The 19,334-nt window shown below is 73.5% G+C and carries 19 protein-coding genes; 12 read left to right on the top strand and 7 right to left on the bottom strand.

The features are described 5' to 3' along the window. Positions 1–54: 54 nt before the first annotated feature. A complete protein-coding gene (locus tag NYF13_RS18380; RefSeq protein ID WP_315658340.1) occupies positions 55–1,260 on the top strand; it encodes a cytochrome P450 in 1,206 nt (401 codons plus the stop codon). Here the strand turns inward: NYF13_RS18380 and pip are convergent. Beyond that, positions 1,226–2,185, bottom strand: coding sequence for a prolyl aminopeptidase (gene pip / locus NYF13_RS18375; RefSeq protein WP_315658339.1), 960 nt, complete (start codon positions 2,183–2,185; stop codon positions 1,226–1,228). The two genes, NYF13_RS18380 and pip, sit on opposite strands and share 35 nt — an antisense overlap. A 98-nt stretch (positions 2,186–2,283) precedes the next feature. Next, the gene (locus NYF13_RS18370) at positions 2,284–3,156 is read right to left on the bottom strand and encodes an SDR family NAD(P)-dependent oxidoreductase (protein ID WP_315658338.1); all 873 of its coding nucleotides are present in this window, start codon (positions 3,154–3,156) and stop codon (positions 2,284–2,286) included. Positions 3,157–3,233: 77 nt separating this feature from the next. On the opposite strand from NYF13_RS18370, the gene NYF13_RS18365 reads away from it, so the two are divergent. Next, positions 3,234–3,812 (top strand): TetR family transcriptional regulator, encoded by a 579-nt coding sequence (locus NYF13_RS18365; protein ID WP_315658337.1) that lies wholly within the window; start codon positions 3,234–3,236, stop codon positions 3,810–3,812. Between the two features lie 49 nt (positions 3,813–3,861). Here NYF13_RS18365 and NYF13_RS18360 read toward each other — a convergent pair whose 3' ends face one another. After that, entirely contained in the window at positions 3,862–4,767 is a 906-nt protein-coding gene (locus NYF13_RS18360) for a PfkB family carbohydrate kinase (protein WP_315658336.1), read from the bottom strand. A 167-nt stretch (positions 4,768–4,934) separates the two neighbouring features. Between NYF13_RS18360 and NYF13_RS18355 the strand changes: the two genes are divergently transcribed. The 4 genes from NYF13_RS18355 (at position 4,935) to NYF13_RS18340 (ending at position 8,434) form a co-directional block, all read left to right on the top strand. Further along, positions 4,935–5,714 (top strand): hypothetical protein, encoded by a 780-nt coding sequence (locus NYF13_RS18355; protein ID WP_315658335.1) that lies wholly within the window; start codon positions 4,935–4,937, stop codon positions 5,712–5,714. A 134-nt stretch (positions 5,715–5,848) separates the two neighbouring features. Beyond that, positions 5,849–6,706 (top strand): SAM-dependent methyltransferase, encoded by an 858-nt coding sequence (locus NYF13_RS18350; RefSeq protein ID WP_315658334.1) that lies wholly within the window; start codon positions 5,849–5,851, stop codon positions 6,704–6,706. Between the two features lie 163 nt (positions 6,707–6,869). Continuing rightward, positions 6,870–7,277 carry a YciI family protein gene (locus NYF13_RS18345; protein ID WP_315658333.1) on the top strand — a complete coding sequence of 136 codons (408 nt, stop codon included), beginning with the start codon at positions 6,870–6,872 and terminating at the stop codon, positions 7,275–7,277. Positions 7,278–7,285: 8 nt separating this feature from the next. Beyond that, positions 7,286–8,434 carry a DUF6596 domain-containing protein gene (locus NYF13_RS18340; protein ID WP_315660362.1) on the top strand — a complete coding sequence of 383 codons (1,149 nt, stop codon included), beginning with the start codon at positions 7,286–7,288 and terminating at the stop codon, positions 8,432–8,434. A 30-nt stretch (positions 8,435–8,464) separates the two neighbouring features. Here the strand turns inward: NYF13_RS18340 and NYF13_RS18335 are convergent, their stop codons facing one another. Next, positions 8,465–9,316, bottom strand: coding sequence for an SDR family oxidoreductase (locus NYF13_RS18335; protein ID WP_315658332.1), 852 nt, complete (start codon positions 9,314–9,316; stop codon positions 8,465–8,467). 114 nt (positions 9,317–9,430) lie between these two features. Here NYF13_RS18335 and NYF13_RS18330 point away from each other — a divergent pair, with 114 nt between their 5' ends. Both NYF13_RS18330 and NYF13_RS18325 read left to right on the top strand, forming a co-directional pair. After that, entirely contained in the window at positions 9,431–9,997 is a 567-nt protein-coding gene (locus NYF13_RS18330) for a TetR/AcrR family transcriptional regulator (RefSeq protein WP_315658330.1), read from the top strand. A gap of 53 nt (positions 9,998–10,050) precedes the next feature. Beyond that, positions 10,051–10,992, top strand: coding sequence for an alpha/beta hydrolase (locus NYF13_RS18325; protein ID WP_315658328.1), 942 nt, complete (start codon positions 10,051–10,053; stop codon positions 10,990–10,992). Positions 10,993–10,995: 3 nt separating this feature from the next. Here the strand turns inward: NYF13_RS18325 and NYF13_RS18320 are convergent, their stop codons facing one another. The 3 genes from NYF13_RS18320 to NYF13_RS18310 are packed head-to-tail and all read right to left on the bottom strand — an operon-like array spanning position 10,996 to position 14,388. Beyond that, positions 10,996–11,742: a succinate dehydrogenase/fumarate reductase iron-sulfur subunit gene (locus NYF13_RS18320; RefSeq protein WP_315658326.1), complete on the bottom strand. Its 747-nt coding sequence runs from the start codon at positions 11,740–11,742 to the stop codon at positions 10,996–10,998. Then, on the bottom strand, positions 11,739–13,676 hold the full coding sequence (locus NYF13_RS18315; protein WP_315658325.1) for a fumarate reductase/succinate dehydrogenase flavoprotein subunit: 1,938 nt from the start codon (positions 13,674–13,676) through the stop codon (positions 11,739–11,741). Before NYF13_RS18315 ends, NYF13_RS18320 begins: the two co-directional genes overlap by 4 nt. A gap of 1 nt (position 13,677) precedes the next feature. Next, positions 13,678–14,388 (bottom strand): succinate dehydrogenase cytochrome b subunit, encoded by a 711-nt coding sequence (locus NYF13_RS18310; RefSeq protein ID WP_315658324.1) that lies wholly within the window; start codon positions 14,386–14,388, stop codon positions 13,678–13,680. Positions 14,389–14,470: 82 nt separating this feature from the next. Here NYF13_RS18310 and NYF13_RS18305 point away from each other — a divergent pair, with 82 nt between their 5' ends. From NYF13_RS18305 to gcl, 4 genes are all read left to right on the top strand, one after another. Continuing rightward, positions 14,471–15,427, top strand: coding sequence for a LysR family transcriptional regulator (locus NYF13_RS18305; RefSeq protein WP_315658322.1), 957 nt, complete (start codon positions 14,471–14,473; stop codon positions 15,425–15,427). Positions 15,428–15,909: 482 nt separating this feature from the next. Further along, entirely contained in the window at positions 15,910–16,734 is an 825-nt protein-coding gene (locus NYF13_RS18300; RefSeq protein WP_315658321.1) for a TIM barrel protein, read from the top strand. Next, positions 16,734–17,630, top strand: coding sequence for an NAD(P)-binding domain-containing protein (locus NYF13_RS18295; RefSeq protein ID WP_315658320.1), 897 nt, complete (start codon positions 16,734–16,736; stop codon positions 17,628–17,630). The genes NYF13_RS18300 and NYF13_RS18295 overlap by 1 nt, the downstream gene beginning before the upstream one ends. 14 nt (positions 17,631–17,644) lie before the next feature. Continuing rightward, positions 17,645–19,318, top strand: coding sequence for a glyoxylate carboligase (gene gcl, locus NYF13_RS18290; protein ID WP_315660361.1), 1,674 nt, complete (start codon positions 17,645–17,647; stop codon positions 19,316–19,318). The last annotated feature ends 16 nt before the right edge of the window (positions 19,319–19,334 follow it).

Below are 19,334 nucleotides of genomic sequence, written 5' to 3'. Positions count from 1 at the left end.
GCCGGACGGGTGCGGGGGTCCTACCGTGGTCGTCCCCGGGACCCGGGAGGGCGGATGGCCGAATCGGTCGAGCAGATCCTGGCGAACATCGACCTCTACGCCGAGGACCAGCGCGAGAACCTGCTGGCGGCGGTCGCGGCGGCGCGCACCCGGTGCCCGGTCCTGCACACCGGCGCCGACGGCGGTTACCACGTGCTCACCCGCTACGAGGACGTGCGTGCCGTCTGCGCCGACCCCGCGCGGTTCAGCTCGCGTCAGCCGAGTCTGCGCGGCGTGCCGGTGCGGGTGATCCCGATCGACACCGATCCGCCGCACCACCGCCGATACCGCCGGATCCTCAACCCGTACTTCTCCCCGGACTTCCTGCGGCGCTGCGAACCGCAGCTGCGGGAGCTCGCGCGCACCGCGGTGGCCTCCTTCGCCAACGAAGGCGGGTGCGAGGTGGTGCAGGACTTCGCCGTCCCGTTCAGCGCCGGCTCCCTGGCACGGGTCGTGTTCGCGACGGAGAACCGGGACCTGGTGGCCCGCGGGGTCGCGGCGGCGGAGCAGGCGGCGCTGACCAGCAGCCCCGAGGCGTTCCGGGCGCTGGCCGGGCTGGCGGCGGAGGCGCTGGCCGAGGCCGAGGGCGCCACCGGCGAGGACACCGTGCTGCGCGCGCTGGCCACCGCGACCGTCGACGGCCGCCCGCTCACCCCGCAGGAGCGCCTGGGCATGGTGACCACGCTGTTCCTCGGCGGCCTGGACACCACGCGCGGGGTGATCGCGAACATCGCCTGCCACCTCGCGACGCGCCCGGACGTCGAGCCGATCCTGCGCCGGCCGGGGGGCTGGCGGCGCGAGCTGGAGGAGTTCCTGCGGTACGAGACGACGGTCGCGTTCATGGCGCGCACCGCGGTCGAGGACACCGAAATCGGCGGGGTGCCGGTGCGGGCCGGCGACCGGATCGCCGTGCTCTTCGCGGCGGCCAACCGCGACCCGGCGTGGTTCGACCGCCCGGACGAGCTGGTGTTCGACCGCCCGGACGGGCCCCACCTGGCGTTCGGCTTCGGCGTGCACCGGTGCCTGGGCCTGCACTTCGCGCGCCTCCAGCTGGCCATCGCGTTCGAGGAGCTCTTGGCGCGCACCACGAACTTCCGCCTCGCCCCCGGTACCGGGATCCCCCGGCAGGCGGGTCTTTCGCTGAACAGCCCGCACCGGCTGGACGTGGTCTTCGACGCCCGGCCGGTCAGCGGGCGGCGAAGCGGGCCACTGCGGACATGATCGCCTCGCCCATCGCGGGGCTGCCGGTGTGGCCCGAATCGTCGATCACCACCAGTTCGGCTTCGGGCCAGGCCCGGCTCAGCTCCCACGCGGTCTTCAGCGGCACGCTGAGGTCGAGCCGCCCCTGCACGAACACCGCCGGGATGCCGTGCAGCCGGTGCACGTCGCGCAGGATCGCCCCGGGCTCGAGCCAGGCGGCGTGGCCGAAGTAGTGCGCGGCGATGCGCACGAAAGCCACCAGCTCGGCGCCCTCCTTGGCGCTGTACTGGCCCGGTTTCCCCTGCGCTTCGTGCGCGATCACGGCGTCTTCCCAGGCGCACCAGTCACGCGCCGCCCGGAGCCGGACCTGCTCGTCCGGGCTCTCCAGCAGCCGGCCGTACGCGGCGAGCAGGTCGCCGTCGCGCTCGGCCTCGGGCACCGCGTCCCGGAAGGCCGCCCACTCGGCGGGCAGCAGCCGGCCGAGACCGCGGTAGAGCCAGTCGATCTCGTCGGGACCGGAGGTGCCGGCGGCGACCATGACCAGCTCCGTCACCCGCTCCGGGTGCCGCTCGGCGTAGGCCAGCATCAGGGTCGGGCCCCAGGAACCGCCGTACATCATCCACTTCTCGATGCCGAGGTGCTCGCGCAGCTTCTCCAGATCGGCGAGCAGGTGCTCGGTGGTGTTGTGCTCCAGGCCGACCGACGGGTCGCCGGCGTGCGGCCGGCTCTCGCCGCAGCCGCGCTGGTCGAACAGCACGATCCGGAACTTCTGCGGGTCGAACGTCTTGCGGCTGGCGCGCTTCCCGCCCCCGCCGGGGCCGCCGTGCACGACGACGACGGGCTTGCCGTCCGGGTTGCCGCTGGTCTCCCAGTAGATCCGCTGGCCGTCGCCGACGTCGAGCAGTCCGTGGTCGTAGGGCTCGGGCAGGGGGAAGGGGCTGGTCACGGTGGTTCCCTCCGGATCGGGTGGCTGGCCCGCCCACGTTAGCGGCCACCCGGCCCCGTGGCACCGGGGTTTCCCGCGCCGGTGCGTCCACTGTGGAGTCAGCCGAACGGGTCGAGGCCGGTCAGCTCCACGCTGGCCGCCCAGATCCGCGCCGCGGCCCCGTGATCGGCGAGGGACCCGCGCACCGGTTCGGACCGGGGCCGGCCTCGCAGGCCCAGCCCGCGCGGTCCCCAGAGCTGCCCGCCGGTGACCTCCGGTCCGACCACCGCGTGCACCGACGGCCAGGCTCCGGCGTCCTTGCCCTGCAGCAGCAACCCGGCGACGGACGGCCCCGGCTTGCCGGCGGTCAGCGGCGGCCGGGAGGGGGTGAGCGAGTCCAGCGCGCCGCCCGGGTGCGTGACGACGCTGATCGCGTTGCTCCCGTGAGCGCGCAGCCTGCGGTCGAGCTCGAAGCCGAACAGCATTTGCGCGAGCTTCGACCGGGCGTAGGTCCGCTTGCCGTCGTAGCCGGTGCGGCTCTGTAGATCGCCGAAGTCGAGCTTGGCCCGCTTCGCGGTGAAGCTGCCGGTCGTGACGATCCGGCCCCCGTCGGCCAGCAACGGCGCGAGCCAGTGCGTCAGGGCGAAGTGACCGAGGTGGTTGGTGCCGAAGGTCAGCTCGTGCCCGGCCGCGGTCTCCCGGCGCTGCGGGCCTTCGAGCAGCACGCCCGCGTTGTGCACGACGGCGTCCAGGCGGCTCAGTTCGAGCGCGTCCACCGAGCCCTCGAGCGAAGGGAGGTCGGCGAGGTCCAGCGGGATGTATCGGACTCGCGCGCCCGGCACCTGCGCCCGGATCGAGCCGAGCGCCGCTTCGGCCCGATCCGCGCTGCGGCTGCCGATCACCACGGTGACGCCGCGGGCGGCGAGCTGCTCGGCGATGAAGTACCCGATCCCGGCGTTGCCCCCGGTGACCAGGACGGTCGTGGTTTCCATGGGCCCCAGGCAATCAGCTCCGGCGCAAAACCGCAATGACTACGAGTTCGTAGTCACTTCGGGTAAGGTTCCGCGACATGACGCAGACCCCCGGGCGCCGTGAGCGCAAGAAGGCCGCCACCCGCCAGGCCCTGTCCGAAGCGGCGCTGCGGCTGTTCCTGGAGCGGGGCTTCGACCAGGTCACCGTCGCGCAGGTGGCCGAGGCCGCGGACACCGCCGTGACCACGCTGTTCGCCCACTTCCCCGGCGGCAAGGAGGCCCTGGTCCTCGGCGACGGCGCGGAGCGCGCGGCCGCGCTGACCGCCGCGGTCCGGGAACGGGGCCCGGGTGTGTCGATCCTCGACGCGCTTCAGGCTTTTCTGGCCACGCGGGGGCCGTACGAGCCGAACCTGAGCCCGGAATTCCGCCGTCGCACCGATCTCGTGGTGCGCACCCCGGCGTTGCGCGCGCACGCGAGGACGTTGTGGACCGGGAACGAGGCGTTGCTGGCCGAGGTGATCGCGGGGGAGGCGGGCCGGCCGGCGGGCGACCTGTCGGTGCGGGTGCTGGCCCGGTACGTCCTGGAGGTGCCCGACCTGGCGGCGCTGGAACCGGATCCGCGACGCGCCCTGGAGACCGCGTTCGACCACCTCCGGCGGGGGTGGCCGGGTTTCTGAACCGAACGCGGCGAAGCAGCGGCCGGGCCCGACCGGTGCGGTGGCTCATTCAGCGGGCCGGTGCGATGTGCCGGTCCAGCTCCGCGAGGCGCGGCGCGAGCGCCTCGGGGCTGAGGTCCGGGCGGCCCCCGGGCCGTCCGGCGGGGATCTGCGACGCCGCGACGGCCAGCCGAGCCGCGCGACGAGGTCCTTGGCCCCGCGTCAGGCTCCAGGCCAGGGCCGCGGTGAAGGCAGCCGAACCGCCGCCCGAGGGCGGCAGCAGCAAATGCCGGTCCGCCCAGACGAACAGGGTGCCGCGGGCGGCCAGGTCCAACGCGACCAGCGCGGGGCCGAGCCGGAGCAGGCCGTCGGCGGTCTTCAACGCCACGTCGACGGCGTCCAGCGGGCGGCCCGCGAGCCGCGAGCCCGCGGCACGGTCGAGGCACAGCACCTCGGTCGCGGCCAGCAGCCGGACGCGGGAACGCGGGTCTTCGCCCGGGTGGCCGTCCAGGACCACGCGGCGCCCGGCGGAGTGGGCGCACTCCGCGGCGGCGAGCGTCGCCCCGCCCGGCTGCGGCTCGATCACCACGGTCGCGGCCGAGGTCAGCAGCGGGCGCGCGGCGGTGACGTCACGGAGGCTCAGCCACCCGGCGGGCCGGTCTTCCCGGCAACGCCACCGGCCGTCCGCGCCGAGCAGGTCGACCACCAGTCCGGTGGGCGCCCCCCGGCGCCGCAGCACCCAGCCGGTTTCGACACCGGCGGCCCCGGCGCGGTCCAGCAGCCGCTCACCCGGTGCGTCGTCGCCGACCACCCCGAGCAGCGCGACCGGGCAGCCGAGTTGCGCGAGCCCCACCGCGACGTCGGCGCCCCTCCCGCCGAGCCGTTCCCGGTACTGCCCCAAGGGGGAGGACCGGCCGGATCCGAGCACCACCAGGTTCCGCGCGATCGGGCCGATGACGGCCGCGGTAGCTGCCATGGCCGGGGGATAACCGGCCGGGCCGGGGATCAAGCCCCGCCCCCGTCCCCGGACCGGGTGGTTTCCCGCCGGGCGGGGGGTGGGTTTACAAGATCCGGGCGGATCCATAAGATCCGGCGGCCGGACGCGCCGCGGAAGCCCGCGGCCCCGGCAGGGTGGAGGTCCGCATGGCTCGCACGGAGCCCGGCGACAACAGCGACGGCAGTACTGGCCGCGACAGCGGCATGGGCGGCGACCGCAGCACTGGTCCTGACGGCAGTGCTGTTCTTGACGGCAGTGCTGTTCTCAACGGCAGCACCGGCGGCCAAGGCAGCATCGGTCCTGACGGCAGCACCGGCCGTGAAGACCTGGATTCGGTCGCCCGGCTGGTGAGCCTGTCGACGACCGCGCCGATGCCGCGCATCCCCGGGGCGCAGCCGCCGCCCGCCACGGCGCGGGGGGCCGAGTCGGCCGAGTCGCCGACGCGGCCCCAGCCGGCGATCGGCGAACTGCCCTCGGCCCTCGACGCGCTGCTGGCCGGACCGGCGCGGGCGGCGACCGCGCCCCCGGCGACCGGGCGGCGGCCGGCGAGGGCGGTCGTGCTCGCCGGCGCGGCCGTGGTGGCGCTGGCCGGCCTCGGCACCTGGGCCCTGTGGCCCGAGCCGGTGGACGGCACGGCGGGCCGGCCCGCTCCGGTGCCCGTCCCGCCGCCGTCCTCTTCGAGCGCGCCGCCCGCCGTCGCCACGATGAGCGCCACCCCGCAGCCCCCGCCCGCGTCCGACGAGGTCGAGCCCACCACCGTGCGCACCACCCAGCCGCGACGCGCCCCGAGCAAGCCCCCGGTCGTCCCCGCACCCGCGTCCAAGACCACTTCGGACGATCCGCTGGCCGACTACTTCAGCTCGGCCGTGAACTCCTACCTCCAGCAGTGGAGTGACCGGCCGAGGCCACCGCACCACCACCGGTGAACCCGCGAAGGCGCTGGTGCCGCCGGTGCCGGTTCCCCCGGTGCCGCCGAACGGGCGACCACACTCAACCATCGGGTACCGGAGTACTACCCTGAGTGCGCCCCAGCTGCCCGAGCCCGCCCTGCGAGGTCCCCATGCCCACCGCTCCGCCGTCCACGCTCTCGCCCAGCCAGGTCCCGGTCGGGGTCGACCCGAACCGGCCCAGTGTGGCGCGGATCTACGACGGCTTCCTCGGGGGCAACCACTACTACGAGGTCGACCGCGCGGTCATGGACAAGATCAGCACGGCCGTGCCCGAGGCCGTGCACATCGCGCGCGGCAACCGCGGCTTCCACAACCGCGCGCTGCGGATGCTGGCCAACCAGACCGACATCCGCCAGTTCCTCGACTGCGGCTCCGGCCTGCCCACCGCCGAGAACACCCACCAGATCGTGCAGCGCTCGCACCGCGACGCGCACGTGGTGTACGTGGACAACGACCCGGTGGTGCTCGCGCACGGCCGCGCGCTGCTGGCCGAGAACGACTACACGCACATGGTCGAGGCCGACATCTTCCAGCCCTCGAAGGTGCTGGAGGAGGAGACCGTGCGGGAGTTCATCGACTTCTCGCAGCCGGTCGGCCTGCTGCACATCGGCACCATGCACCACTACGAGGGCGAAGGCGCGGTCGAGGTGATGCGCGAGTACATCGACGCGCTGGCCCCGGGCTCGTTCGTGGCGCTCGCGCACTTCTACGACCCGGAGGTCGAGGAGCTGACCGCGGTGGCCAAGCGGATCGAGGAGATCCTGGTCTCCGGCCCGCTGGGCGCCGGGCGCTTCCGCACCCGGGTGGAGATCGAGGCCATGCTGCCGGGCCTGGAACTGCTGACGCCGAACGCGACCTCGGGCCCGGGGCTGTCGGTCGCCGACGAGTGGTGGCCCGACGGCCCGCGGCTGGTCCCGCTGAGCCAGTCGGCCCGGTGCGTGGCCGGCGTGGTCGGCCGCAAACCCTGACCGGCGATTTCCCCGATCCCCGGTGGCCGCGAGCCCCGGGGATCGGCCGTTTCCGGGTGCCTGGGGGAAAAACTTCCGGTGCCGGTGTCGAGAACCCGGGCCCGGCTCCGTCCCCGGTCCGGACGCGGCCAGAATGGGCCGCACCACCACCGAGGAGCCCACGATGGCCAAGTACCTGATGCTCAAGCACTACCGCGGCGCGCCGGCCGCGGTCAACAACGTGCCGATGGACCAGTGGACGCCGGGGGAGATCTCCGACCACGTGCAGTACATGCGGGACTTCGCGGCCCGGCTGGAGGAGACCGGCGAGTTCGTCGACGCCCAGGCGCTGGCCCCCGGCGGCACCTTCGTCCGGTACGACGGTGAGGGCCGCCCGCCGGTCACCGACGGGCCCTTCGCGGAGACCAAGGACGTCATCGCCGGCTGGATGGTGATCGACGTGGACAGCTACGAGCGCGCCCTGGAGCTGGCGGGCGAGCTGTCCGCGGCCCCGGGCGCGGGCGGGAAGCCGATCCACGAATGGCTCGAGCTGCGCCCGTTCCTGACCGAGCCGCCCACCGTCACGGAGTGACCGGGATGCTGGACGAGGCCCGGCTGCGGAGCCTCATCCCGGGCGTGCTGGGCATCCTCGTCCGCCGCGGGGCCGATTTCGCGGCGGCCGAGGACGCCGTGCAGGACGCGCTGGCCGAGGCCGTGCGCACCTGGCCCGAAGGCCCGCCGCGCGACCCGAAGGGCTGGCTGGTCACGGTGGCCTGGCGCCGCTTCCTCGACGCGACCCGCGCCGACGCCGCCCGCCGGCGCCGCGAGGACGTCGAGAGCGCGGAGCCGGGTGGGCCGGACGAGCCGGTGTCCGGAGTGGACGACACGTTGCAGCTCTACTTCCTGTGCGCGCACTCGTCGTTGAGCCCGTCGTCGGCGGTCGCGCTCACGTTGCGCGCCGTGGGCGGGCTGACCACCCGGCAGATCGCCCGGGCCTACCTGGTGCCGGAGGCGACGATGGCGCAGCGGATCAGCCGGGCCAAGCGCACCGTGGCCGGGGTCCGGCTCGACCGGCGGGGCGACGTCGCCACCGTGCTCAGGGTGCTGTACCTGGTGTTCAACGAAGGCTATTCCGGGGAGGTTGACCTGGCCGCGGAGGCGATCCGGCTCACCCGCCGGCTCGCGGCGTCGGTCGAGCACCCGGAGGTGGCGGGGCTGCTGGCGCTGATGCTGCTGCACCACGCCCGCCGGGCCGGCCGCACCGCGCCGGACGGCAGCCTGGTGCCTCTGTCCGAACAGGACCGCAGCCGCTGGGACACCGCGGCGATCGCCGAGGGCGTGGAGCTCCTGCAGGCGGCGCTGGCCCGTGATCGGCTGGGCGAATTCCAGGCCCAGGCGGCGATCGCGGCGCTGCACGCGGACGCGCGCACCGCCGCGGAGACCGACTGGGTCCAGATCGTGGAGTGGTACGACGAGCTGGTGCGCCTGACCGGCAGCCCGGTCGTCCGCCTGAACCGCGCGGTGGCCGTGGGTGAGGCGGACGGACCGCGCGCCGGGCTGGCCGCGCTGGCGTCGGTGCCGGCTTCGCTGCCGCGCCACACGGCGGTGGCGGCGTACCTGCACGAGCGGGACGGGGACGCGGGGACAGCGGCCCGGCTGTACGCCGAGGCGGCGGGGCAGGCGGCGAACCTGGCCGAGCGGGACCACCTGACGCGGCAGGCGGCCCGGCTCAACACCCGAGGCCGTTGAGGGGGATCCGGCGGGGCGGGCCGGTGCGGCTCAGCCGGTGAAGGAGACCGAAGCCGCCAGATCCTTCTGCGCTTCGAGCTGGGCCAGCCGATCGGCCAGCGCGGCGTGGACCGCCTCGTAGGCGTCCGAGCCCAGCGTGAGCCGCAGCGGCGGGGCCGGGTCGCGCGTGGTGTCGTAGACGATGGCGGCGATCTTCGCCGGATCGCCGGGCAGGTCGTCGTCGGTCAGTCCCTGCATCTCGCGCCGCATCTCGCCGACCGGGCCTTCGCGGTAGGGCGCGGTTTCGGCGGTGTAGTTCAGGGCCGAGGCGAAACCGGTGCGGGTGCCACCCGGTTCGACCAGGGTGAAGTGGATGCCGAACCCCGCGACCTCACGGCCGACGCCCTCGGTGAAGCCCTCCAGCCCCCACTTGCCCGCGTGGTAGGCGCTGGAGAACGGCGAGCCCAGCTGCCCGCCCATGCTCGACACCTGGATGAACCGGCCGCCCCCCTGCTCGCGCATCGGCTCCAGGAAGGCCCGGGTGATCCGGATCGGGGCCAGCAGCAGGGCTTCGAGCTGGTGGCCCACCTGCTCGCCGGTCATCTCCTCGGTCGCCCCCACCACGGCGTAACCCGCATTGTTGACCACGATGTCGACCGGCCCGGCCGCGAGGACCCGGCCGATCACCTCGTCGACCTCCGCGGTCCGGGTGAGGTCGAGCAGTTCCACGGCCAGCCGGTCCGGGAACGCCGCGCGCAGTTCGTCCAGGGCGGCCGGGCGGCGGACCGTGGCGGTGACGCGGTCGCCCCGGCGCAGGGCGTGCTCGGCCAGGTGGCGGCCCAGCCCTCCGGAGGCACCGGTGATGAACCAGTGGCGCACGGGCCGGTCCGTGAGTGGGGGCATGCGGTGTCCTTCGGCTAGAGTGGATGCGGAATGTGTTCCGGTTCAGCTTAAGCGGAATACGTTCCGGAAATCAACCGTGGCCCCGGAGCCACCCGGCCCGCAGGAGGGACCCGCATGCCCGCACCGCCCCGCCGGACCCGCAGCGACGCCCGGCAGAACCGGGAACGCCTGCTGGAAGTCGCCGCGCTGGTCTTCGCCGAGCAGGAGCTCGACGCGGCCCCGGCGGTGATCGCCCAGCGCGCGGGCGTCGGGGTCGGCACGCTGTACCGCCACTTCCCGACGCGCGAGGCCCTGATCGACGCGGCCTACCAGCGCCGGCTCACGCTGGTCTGCGAACAGGCGGCCGAGCTGCTGCCCGGGCGGACGGCGGCGGAGGCCATGCAGGAGTGGATGACCCACTTCGTCGGCTACGCCACGGCCAAGCACGGCATGGCCCAGGCGCTGAACACGGTCATCGCCTCCGGCACCGACCCGTACGCCGGCAGCCGCGCCCTGCTGACCGGCGCCGTCGGCACCCTGCTGGCCGCCGGGGCCGAGGACGGCAGCCTGCGCACCGACCTCACCGCGGACGACGTGCTGCTGTTCATGTCCGGCATCGCCCAGTCCGCGGGCCAGGCGGGCAGCCCGGAGCAGTCCGCCCGGCTGGTCGGCCTCCTGCTGGACGCGCTGGTCCGGCGCTGAGCGGGGCCACCCGACCGCAGCCATTCCCATCGCAGCCACCCCGGAGGAGCCCGGTGCCGCACCCCCCGTTCGACCCGCTGATCTCGGCCGCGCTGGTCGCGGTGAACGCCGCCCTGCCCGCCTCGGTCACCCCCGGGCTGATCGGCCGGCTGCGGGAGCTGACCGCGGCCCGGCCCGGCCCCGACCTGGCCGGCCACCCCGTGGACGTCATGGAAACCCAGGTCGGCGAGGTGCCGCTGCTCGTGCTCCGGCCGGCGGGCGCCGACCCGGCGGTCCCGCTGCCCGGGCTGTACTTCCTGCACGGGGGCGGCCTGATGGCCGGCAGCAACCGGACCGGGCTCGACTGGGTGCTGGAGTGGATGGCGGCGGTGCCGATGGTCGTGGTGAGCGCCGGCTACCGCCTCGCGCCCGAGCACCCGCACCCCACCCCGGTCGAGGACGGTTACGCCGGTCTGCGCTGGGTCGGCGACCACCTGGGCGAGCTGGGCATCGACCCGGACCGGCTGGTCGTCGCCGGGGGCAGCGCGGGCGGCGGGCTCGCGGCCGCCACCGCGCTACTGGCCCGCGACCGGGGCGGCCCGGCGCTGCGCGGCCAGCTGCTCGTCTGCCCGATGCTCGACGATCGCGCGGCCACGCCCTCCAGCACGGAGCTGGTCGGCGAAGGGGTGTGGGACCGCATCTCCAACGCCACCGCCTGGTCCGCCCTGCTCGGCGACGCGGCCGGCGGCGAGGGCGTGTCCCCGTACGCCGCGCCCTCACGTGCCATCGATCTTTCCGGACTGCCGGAAGCTTTCGTCGAAGTGGGCGCGGTGGAGACCTACCGCGACGAGGCGGTCGCTTACGCCTCCCGGCTCTGGCAGGCGGGCGGGCAGGCCGAGCTGCACGTGTGGCCCGGTGCCTGCCACGGGTTCGACGAGATCGTGCCGGACGCGCCGATGTCCCGCGAAGCCCGCGCATCCCGGGTGAACTGGCTGCGGCGCCTGCTCACCGGCTGAGCCTCAGCGCCGTGACGTGCGCGCGGCCCGGAGGAACTCCCGGTTGAGGTTCGCGATGCTGGCCAGCGGAATGCCCTTCGGGCAGGACGCGACGCACTCCCCGGTGTTCGTGCAGCCGCCGAAGCCCTCGGCGTCCATCGTGTCCACCATGTCCAGCACGCGCCGGGCGCGTTCGGGCCCGCCCTGGGGCAGCGAGTTCAGGTGCGCGACCTTGGCCGAGGTGAACAGCATGGCCGAACCGTTCGGGCAGGCGGCCACGCAGGCCCCGCAGCCGATGCAGGTGGCGTTGTCGAAGGCGAGGTCCGCGGCCGGCTTCGGCACCGGGGTCGCGTGGGCGTCGGGGGCGCTGCCGGTGGGGGCGGTGACGTAGCCGCCGGACTGGATGATGCGGTCGAAGGCGGTGCGGTCGACGACCAGGTCCTTGATCACCGGGAAGCCGCGGGCGCGCCAGGGCTCGACGTCGATCACGTCGCCGTCGGCGAAGGAGCGCAGGTGCAGCTGGCAGGCGGTGGTCCGCTCGGGGCCGTGGGCCCGGCCGTTGATCACCACGCCGCAGGAGCCGCAGATGCCCTCGCGGCAGTCGTGGTCGAAGGCGACCGGCTGCCCGCCCGCCTCGATCAGGTCCTCGTTGAGCCGGTCGAGCAGCTCCAGGAACGACATGTCCGGGCGGACGTCCGCCACCGGGTAGGCGACCAGCCGCCCTTCGGCTTCCGGGCCGGACTGGCGCCAGACGCGCACGGTGAGTTTCACGTGTAGCTCCTCGTACTCGGGCGGACGTGTTCGAAGGTCAGTTCTTCCCGGTGCAGCACGGGTTTCTCCCCGTACTCCCAGGCCGCCACGTGGCTGAAGCGTTCGTCCTCGCGCCGGGCTTCGCCGTCCGGGGTCTGGAACTCCTCGCGGAAGTGGCCGCCGCAGGATTCCTCGCGCACCAGCGCGTCGAGCAGCAGCAGCTCGGCCAGCTCCAGGAAGTCGGCCACGCGGTTGGCCTTCTCCAGTTCCTGGTTCAGCTCGGCCCCGGTGCCGGGCACGCGGATGTCCCGCCAGAACTCCGCGCGCAGCTCGGGCACGCGTCCGAGCGCCTGGCGCAGGCCCTCGGCGTTGCGGGACATCCCGCAGGAGTCCCACATCAGGTGGCCCAGCTCGCGGTGGAACGAGTCGGCGCTGCGGCGGCCACCGGCCGCGAGCAGCCGGTCGATCCTCGCCCGGACCTGCGTCTGCGCCTCGGTCACGGCGGGATCGGCCGGGCTCACCTCGGCGAACCCGCCGCGGGCGAGGTAGTCGGTCAAGGTGGACGGCAGCACGAAGTAGCCGTCGGCGAGGCCCTGCATGAGCGCGGACGCGCCGAGCCGGTTGGCGCCGTGGTCGGAGAAGTTGGCCTCGCCGATCACGAACAGCCCGGGGACGGTGGACTGCAGGTCGTAGTCGACCCACAGCCCGCCCATGGTGTAGTGGATGGCGGGGTAGATGCGCATCGGGACCCGGTACGGGTCCTCGGCGGTGATGCGCTGGTACATGTCGAACAGGTTGCCGTACTTGGCTTCCACGGCCGGGCGGCCCATCCGCGCGAGGGCGTCGGCGAAGTCGAGGTACACCCCGAGCCCGCCGGGGCCCACGCCCGAGCCGGCGTCGCAGACGTTCTTCGCGGCCCGGGAGGCGATGTCGCGGGGGACGAGGTTGCCGAAGCTCGGGTAGCTCCGTTCCAGGTAGTAGTCGCGCTCGGCCTCGGGGATCTCGCCGGGCGGGCGGGGGTCGCCCGGTTGCCGGGGGACCCAGATGCGGCCGTCGTTGCGCAGCGACTCGCTCATCAGCGTGAGCTTCGACTGGTGCTCGCCCGAGCGCGGGATGCAGGTCGGGTGGATCTGGGTGAAACACGGGTTGGCCAGGTAGGCGCCGCGCTTGTGGGCGCGCCAGAGCGCGGTGGCGTTGGAGCCCTTGGCGTTGGTGGACAGGTAGAACACGTTGCCGTAGCCGCCGCTGGCCAGCACCACGGCGTCGGCCAGGTGGGTGGTGACCTCGCCGGTGACCAGGTCGCGCGCCACGATCCCGCGGGCCCGCCCGTCGACCACGACCAGGTCCAGCATCTCCGTGCGGGCGTGCAGTTCGACGTGCCCGGCGTCGATCTGGCGGGACAGCGCCTGGTAGGCGCCCAGCAGCAACTGCTGGCCGGTCTGGCCGCGGGCGTAGAACGTGCGCTGCACCTGGACCCCGCCGAACGAGCGGGTGTCGAGCAGCCCGCCGTACTCCCGGGCGAACGGCACGCCCTGCGCCACGGCCTGGTCGATGATCTGCGCGGAGACCTCGGCCAGCCGGTACACATTGGACTCCCGGGAGCGGAAGTCGCCGCCCTTGACCGTGTCGTGGAACAGGCGGTACACCGAGTCGCCGTCGTTGCGGTAGTTCTTCGCCGCGTTGATGCCGCCCTGCGCGGCCACCGAGTGGGCCCGCCGCGGCGAGTCCTGGAAGCAGAACTGGACCACGTGGTAACCCTGCTCGGCCAGGGTGGCCCCGGCCGAGCCGCCGGCCAGCCCGGTGCCGACCACGATCACCCGGTGCCGCCGCCGGTTGGCCGGGTTCACCAGCTTCGCGGAGAACTGGCGGGCGGCCCAGCGGCCCTCGATCGGCCCGCCCGGCGCCCGGTCGTCGGCGATCGGCTCGCCCACGGTGTAGTCGGTGTAGTCGAGCATGTCAGCCCACCCATCCGGTCATGACGGCGATCGGCACGATCATGAAACCGCCGGTGATCACCACGGCGAGCACGGTGCCCGCGACCTTGATCGCGCGGCCGCGCGAAGCGCTTTCGAGGCCCAGGGTCTGGGCCGCGCTCCAGAACCCGTGGTTGATGTGCAGCCCCAGCATGAGCAGCGCGACCAGGTAGACCAGGTTGACCCACCACACCTGGAAGTCCGCGACCACGGTGTGGAACGGCCGGTCGGCCACGAAGTCCTGGCTCACCACCCCGGCGGTCAGGTCGAGGATGTGCCAGACGATGAACACCGCCAGCGTCGCCCCGCCCCACCGCATGGTGTGCGTGGCGAAGCTCGCACGCGGCCGAGGCCGGTGGGCGTACCGCACCGGCCGGGCCTTCCGGTCCCGGGCGGAGAGCTGGACCGCGGCCACCACGTGCAGCCCCAGCGCGAGGATCAGGACCGCCCGCTGGATCCAGAGGAACCAGGCGTGCGGCAGCACCGGCTCGCCGATCGTCCGCAGCCAGCCCGCGTAGTGGTCGAAGGTGCCCGCGCCGAAGAAGATCTTGAGGTTGCCGGCCATGTGCGCCAGCAGGAAGACGACGAACAGCAGCCCGGTCACCGCCATCACGGCCTTCTTGCCGATCGTCGAATCCCAGAACAGCCGCAGGGCCGGCCGGGTGCTTCGCGTCGTCGCGGGTTCACGTGCCACGTCTTCGACGGTAGGGGCGGCTCGATCAGAGGGCAAACACATGATTTCTCTGCTGACGACAGTCTGAGACTATGATGAACCGGTGCAGTTCCAGCAGCTCGCCTACTTCGTCGCGGTCGCGGAGACCCGGCACTTCACCCGCGCGGCCGAGCAGGCGCGGGTCGCGCAACCTTCGCTGTCGCAACAGGTGCGGGCGCTCGAACGCGATGTCGGGGCCACGCTGTTCCACCGCATCCGCGGCAACGTCACGCTCACGGAGGCGGGGGAGACGCTGCTGCCGATCGCGCGCCGCATCCTGGCCGAAACCGAGACGGCGTACCGGGCCATCCGGGAGCTGGACGAGCTGGGCCGGGGCCGCGTCCGGCTGGGCGCCACGCCCAGCCTGTGCACCGGCCTGCTCCCGGCCATGCTGGCCGCGTTCCGCCGCGCGTACCCGGGGATCGAGCTGGTGCTGCACGAAAGCGGCTCGCGCGACCTGCAGACCGAGCTGTCCGAGGGCGCGCTGGACCTGGCGATGCTCGTCGACTCGCGGGTGCACGACGACCCGCGGCTGTCCAGCACGCCGCTGTTCGTGGAGGAGCTGGTGGTGATCTCGCCGCTCTCGGCGCGGCCGCCGGTGCGCGGCCGGCTGGCCATCGGCGAGCTGCGGGACCGGCCGCTGGTGATGTTCCGGCGCGGCTACGACCTGCGTGAGACGACGGTGAACGCCTGCCGGGCCGAGGGTTTCGACCCGGTGTTCGCGATCGAAGGCGGGGAGATGGACGCCGTGCTGGAGCTGGTCGGGGCGGGTATCGGGCTGGCCGTGGTGCCGAGCACCGTGGTCGGCGACCGGTTCCGGATGACGCAGTTCACCGAGCCCGGGCTCAGCCGGGTGGTGCGCCTGGCCTACCGCCGCGACGTCGAGCAGCCGCGCGCGGTCCGGGCGCTGCAGGAAGCCATCGTCCGGTTCCTGCGCGGGGACGGCGGGGTTGGCCACCTTCCCCCGGGCACGCGGTCCTTGGTGGACGCGAAGGGCACCGAGGCCACCGAGGGCGCGTGATCGAGGGCCGGGGCAGGACGCGGTGCCAGACCCGGGATCGCTGAACCGGCCGTACGGGTGCGGAAACCGGTCACCTACGCGGCGGACGGGACTCAAACCGACCGGATTCCCGTCGGCCCGCGGCGAGACGATCCCGGACGCGCAGTCGCGTGAGGCGGTGATCGGCCCGTTCGCCGCGCTGCGCACGGAAATCGCGGCGGTGAGGAAGTCTTCCCGGCCGTGCTCGCACTGGTGACCCCCGGGCCACGCCTCGCACGCGATCGAGGCGGGCCGCTGTCCATTGTGGATCTGTAAGCACCGCACCCGGAAGGCTCGACCACCCCCGGCGCGAGACCTGAAGGCCGCGCGAACTCGCCCCGGCCCGTTGACCGCACCCAGCCTCGGCGGCTATTCTCGAAATACGGAAGAAGTCTTCCACGATACGAAATAAGAGATCTCCGGCTCGGTGAAGAGCCGGTGATCGAGGGCTGCGAGGTATTTCGATGACTGGTCCTGACGGCGGGCGGCATTCGCTGCCCTACACCGCCAACCTGTCGATCCTGTTCACCGAGCTCCCGCTGCTGGAGCGGGCGCCGGCCGCCCGGGCGGCGGGCTTCACCGACGTGGAGTTCTGGTGGCCGTTCGACGCCGCTGACCCGCGGCCGGAAGAGGTGGAGGCGTTCGTCCGCTCGATCGAGCGGGCCGGTGTACGGCTGACCGGCCTGAATCTCTTCGCCGGCGACATGGCGGCCGGCGAGCGCGGGCTGGTCTCGTGGGTGGGCCGCGAAGCCGAGTTCGCGGTCGGCCTGACCAGCGCGCTCGGCATCGCCGAGCGGCTGGGCTGCCGCAGCTTCAACGCGCTGTACGGCAACCGGATCGAGGGCGTGGCACCGTCCGAACAGGACGAACTGGCGCTGGTCCAGCTGGCCGCCGCGGCCGAGGCCGCCGCCGGGATCGGGGCGCAGGTGGTGCTGGAGCCGCTGTCCGGCGCGCCGAGCCACCCGCTGAAGACGGCCGCCGACGCGGTCGCGGTGCTGGACGAGCTGGGACTGGCCAACGTCCGGCTGCTGGCCGACCTCTACCACCTGGCGGTCAACGGCGAGGACCTCGACGCCGTGATCAGCGAGCACACCCCGCGCGTCGGGCACGTGCAGATCGCGGACGCGCCGGGGCGCCACCAGCCGGGCACCGGGGAGCTGGACCTCGGCCGGCATCTGGAGAAACTGCAGCTCGCGGGTTACGCGGGGCACGTGGGGATCGAGTACCGACCGGACGGCCCCACCGCCGGATCGCTGGCCTGGCTGCCGTTCGAGCGAAGGGGAAACTGATGGGCAAGCTGGGATTCATCGGCCTGGGCGTGATGGGCGCGCCGATGGCCGCGCACCTGGCCGCCGCCGGGCACGAGGTGAGCGGGTTCGACCTGAACGCCGGGGCGCGGGCCGAGCTGGAGGCCGCGGGCGGGCGCGCCGCCGCCGACGTGGCCGACGCGGTGGCCGGGGCCGAGGTGGTGATCACCATGCTCCCGGACCACCCGCAGGTCGAGCAGGTCGTGCTCGCCCCGGGCGGGGTGCTGGACGCCGTCGCGCCGGGCACCCTGCTGGCCGACATGAGCACGATCCGGCCGGAGACCTCGATCGCCGTGGCCGAAGCCGGTGCGGCGAAGGGGATCCGGGTGCTGGACGCGCCGGTGTCCGGCGGGCAGGCCGGGGCCGAGCAGGCTTCGCTGTCCATCATGGTCGGGGGCGAGGCGGCCGACTTCGCCGCCGCCCGGCCGGTGTTCGAGGCACTCGGCCGGACCGTCGTGCACGTCGGCCCGCACGGCGCGGGCCAGGTCGTGAAGGCGGCCAACCAGCTCGTGGTCGGCGGGATCTACGGGCTGGTGGCCGAGGCGATCGTGCTGCTGGAGGCGTCCGGGGTGGACGCGGGCACCGGGCTCGACGTGCTCGCCGGCGGGCTGGCCGGCAGCCGGATCCTGGAGCTGAAGCGCGAGTCGATGGTGGCGCGCGAATTCCGGCCCGGCTTCCGGATCGACCTGCACCACAAGGACATGGGCATCGCGCTCGCCGCCGCCCGCCAGGCCGATGTGGCGCTGCCGCTGACCGGGCTGGTCGCCCAGCTCGTCGCCGCCGGGCGGTCCATGGGCCACGGCTCGCTGGACCACTCGGCACTGCTGAAAGTCGTCGAAGAACTGTCCGGCCGATCGTCTCAGGAGGTTTCGCCATGACCAGGGTCCCCGCGATGCAGGCGGTCGTCGACGTGCTGATCGACGAGGGGGTGGACGTCGCCTTCGGCTGCCCGGGCGCGGCGATCCTGCCGCTGTACCAGGCCATGCAGGGCCGGGCCATCGAGCACCTGGTGGTGCGTCACGAGGAGGGCGCCACGCACATGGCCGACGGCTGGTCGCGCACCACCGGCAAGGTGGGCGTCGCGATCGGCACCTCGGGCCCGGCCGGCACCAACATGATCACCGGCCTCTACACCGCGCACGCGGACTCGATCCCGATCCTGTGCATCACCGGCCAGGCCGACTCCTCGAAGCTGCACCAGGAGGCGTTCCAGGCCGTCGACATCGTCGAGATCGCCAAACCGGTGACGAAGTGGGCGGTGCAGGTCAAGGAAGCGGCGCAGCTGCCGTGGATCTTCCGCGAGGCGTTCCGCGTGGCGCGCTCCGGCCGTCCCGGCCCGGTGCTGATCGACCTGCCGATCGACGTGCAGAAGCGGCTGATCGAATGGGACTCCAGCATCGATTCGGCGCTGCCGGTCACCCCGGTGCGGCCCGCGCCGGCCCGCGTCGAGCGGGCGCTGGACCTGCTGCTGGCCGCCGAGCGCCCGCTGATCCTGGCCGGCGGCGGCGTGGTGCTGGGCGAAGCGAGCGCGCAACTGCGCACGGTGGCCGAGCGCCTCGGGATCCCGGTCGGCGTCACGCTCATGGGCAAGGGCAGCTTCCCGGAGGACCACGAGCTGTTCGCGGGCATGGCGGGCATCCAGACCTCGCAGCGCTGGGCCAACGCCGCGTTCCTGGAGGCCGACCTGGTGCTCGCGCTGGGCGCCCGCTTCGGCGACCGGCACACCGGCGAGCTGTCGGTCTACCGCGGCGAGCGGAAGTTCATCCACGTCGACATCGAACCCACGCAGCTGGGCAAGGTGTTCGGCCCGGACCTGGGCGTGGTGTCCGACACCGGCGCGTTCCTCGACGCCCTGCTGTCCGCTGTGGACGGCCGGACGGTGTCGGCCGGCCGGGCGTGGGTCGAGCGGATCGGCGCGTTGAAGGCCGAGCTGCCGCGGCGCGAGGACTTCGACAGCACGCCGATCAAGGCGCCGCGGGTGTTCAAGGAGCTCAACGAGTACTACGGCCCGGACACCTACTTCGTCACCGCGATCGGGCTGTACCAGATCTGGTCCGGGCAGTTCCAGCGCGCGCACCGGCCGCGCCACTACCAGGTCTGCGGCCAGGCCGGCCCGCTCGGCTGGGAGATCCCGGCCGCGATCGGGGTCAAGAAGGCCCGCCCGGAGGCCGAGGTGGTGGGCGTGGTCGGCGACTACTCGTTCCAGTTCCTGGTGGAGGAGCTGGCCGTGGCCGCGCAGTACGACGTCGGCTTCGTGCTGGTCATGCTGAACAACGAGTACCTGGGCCTGATCCGCCAGGCCGAGACCGGCTACGCGATGAACTTCGAGGTCGACATCCACTACGACGAGTCCGGCACCGACAACGTCAAGATCATGGAGGCCTACGGCTGCTCCGGCACCCGCGTGGTCGACCCGGCCGAAATCCGCGCCTCGCTGGACTGGGCCCGCAAGGAGGTCGGCCGCACCAATCGGCCGGTGCTGGTCGAGATCATGATCGGCCGCGAGGACAACGCGGCCATGGGCGCGGCCCTGGACGCGGTGAAGGAGTTCGAGAGCGCGGTCTGAGCCCGGGGGTGCGGCG

Source organism: Amycolatopsis sp. PS_44_ISF1, from assembly GCF_032335455.1.
In the GTDB taxonomy this organism is placed as follows: domain Bacteria; phylum Actinomycetota; class Actinomycetes; order Mycobacteriales; family Pseudonocardiaceae; genus Amycolatopsis.
Note: the sequence above shows the minus strand (reverse complement) of the source record. Positions and strands in the feature narration are given on the sequence as shown.

Bases quoted from the DNA above. Each gene is read 5' to 3' on its own strand.
- NYF13_RS18380 (WP_315658340.1), top strand. From the start codon at position 55: ATGGCCGAATCGGTCGAGCAGATCCTGGCGAACATCGACCTCTACGCC.
- NYF13_RS18370 (WP_315658338.1), bottom strand. From the start codon at position 3,156: ATGGAAACCACGACCGTCCTGGTCACCGGGGGCAACGCCGGGATCGGG.
- NYF13_RS18365 (WP_315658337.1), top strand. From the start codon at position 3,234: ATGACGCAGACCCCCGGGCGCCGTGAGCGCAAGAAGGCCGCCACCCGC.
- NYF13_RS18360 (WP_315658336.1), bottom strand. From the start codon at position 4,767: ATGGCAGCTACCGCGGCCGTCATCGGCCCGATCGCGCGGAACCTGGTG.
- NYF13_RS18355 (WP_315658335.1), top strand. From the start codon at position 4,935: ATGGCTCGCACGGAGCCCGGCGACAACAGCGACGGCAGTACTGGCCGC.
- NYF13_RS18350 (WP_315658334.1), top strand. From the start codon at position 5,849: ATGCCCACCGCTCCGCCGTCCACGCTCTCGCCCAGCCAGGTCCCGGTC.
- NYF13_RS18345 (WP_315658333.1), top strand. From the start codon at position 6,870: ATGGCCAAGTACCTGATGCTCAAGCACTACCGCGGCGCGCCGGCCGCG.
- NYF13_RS18335 (WP_315658332.1), bottom strand. From the start codon at position 9,316: ATGCCCCCACTCACGGACCGGCCCGTGCGCCACTGGTTCATCACCGGT.
- NYF13_RS18330 (WP_315658330.1), top strand. From the start codon at position 9,431: ATGCCCGCACCGCCCCGCCGGACCCGCAGCGACGCCCGGCAGAACCGG.
- NYF13_RS18315 (WP_315658325.1), bottom strand. From the start codon at position 13,676: ATGCTCGACTACACCGACTACACCGTGGGCGAGCCGATCGCCGACGAC.
- NYF13_RS18300 (WP_315658321.1), top strand. From the start codon at position 15,910: ATGACTGGTCCTGACGGCGGGCGGCATTCGCTGCCCTACACCGCCAAC.
- NYF13_RS18295 (WP_315658320.1), top strand. From the start codon at position 16,734: ATGGGCAAGCTGGGATTCATCGGCCTGGGCGTGATGGGCGCGCCGATG.
- gcl (WP_315660361.1), top strand. From the start codon at position 17,645: ATGCAGGCGGTCGTCGACGTGCTGATCGACGAGGGGGTGGACGTCGCC.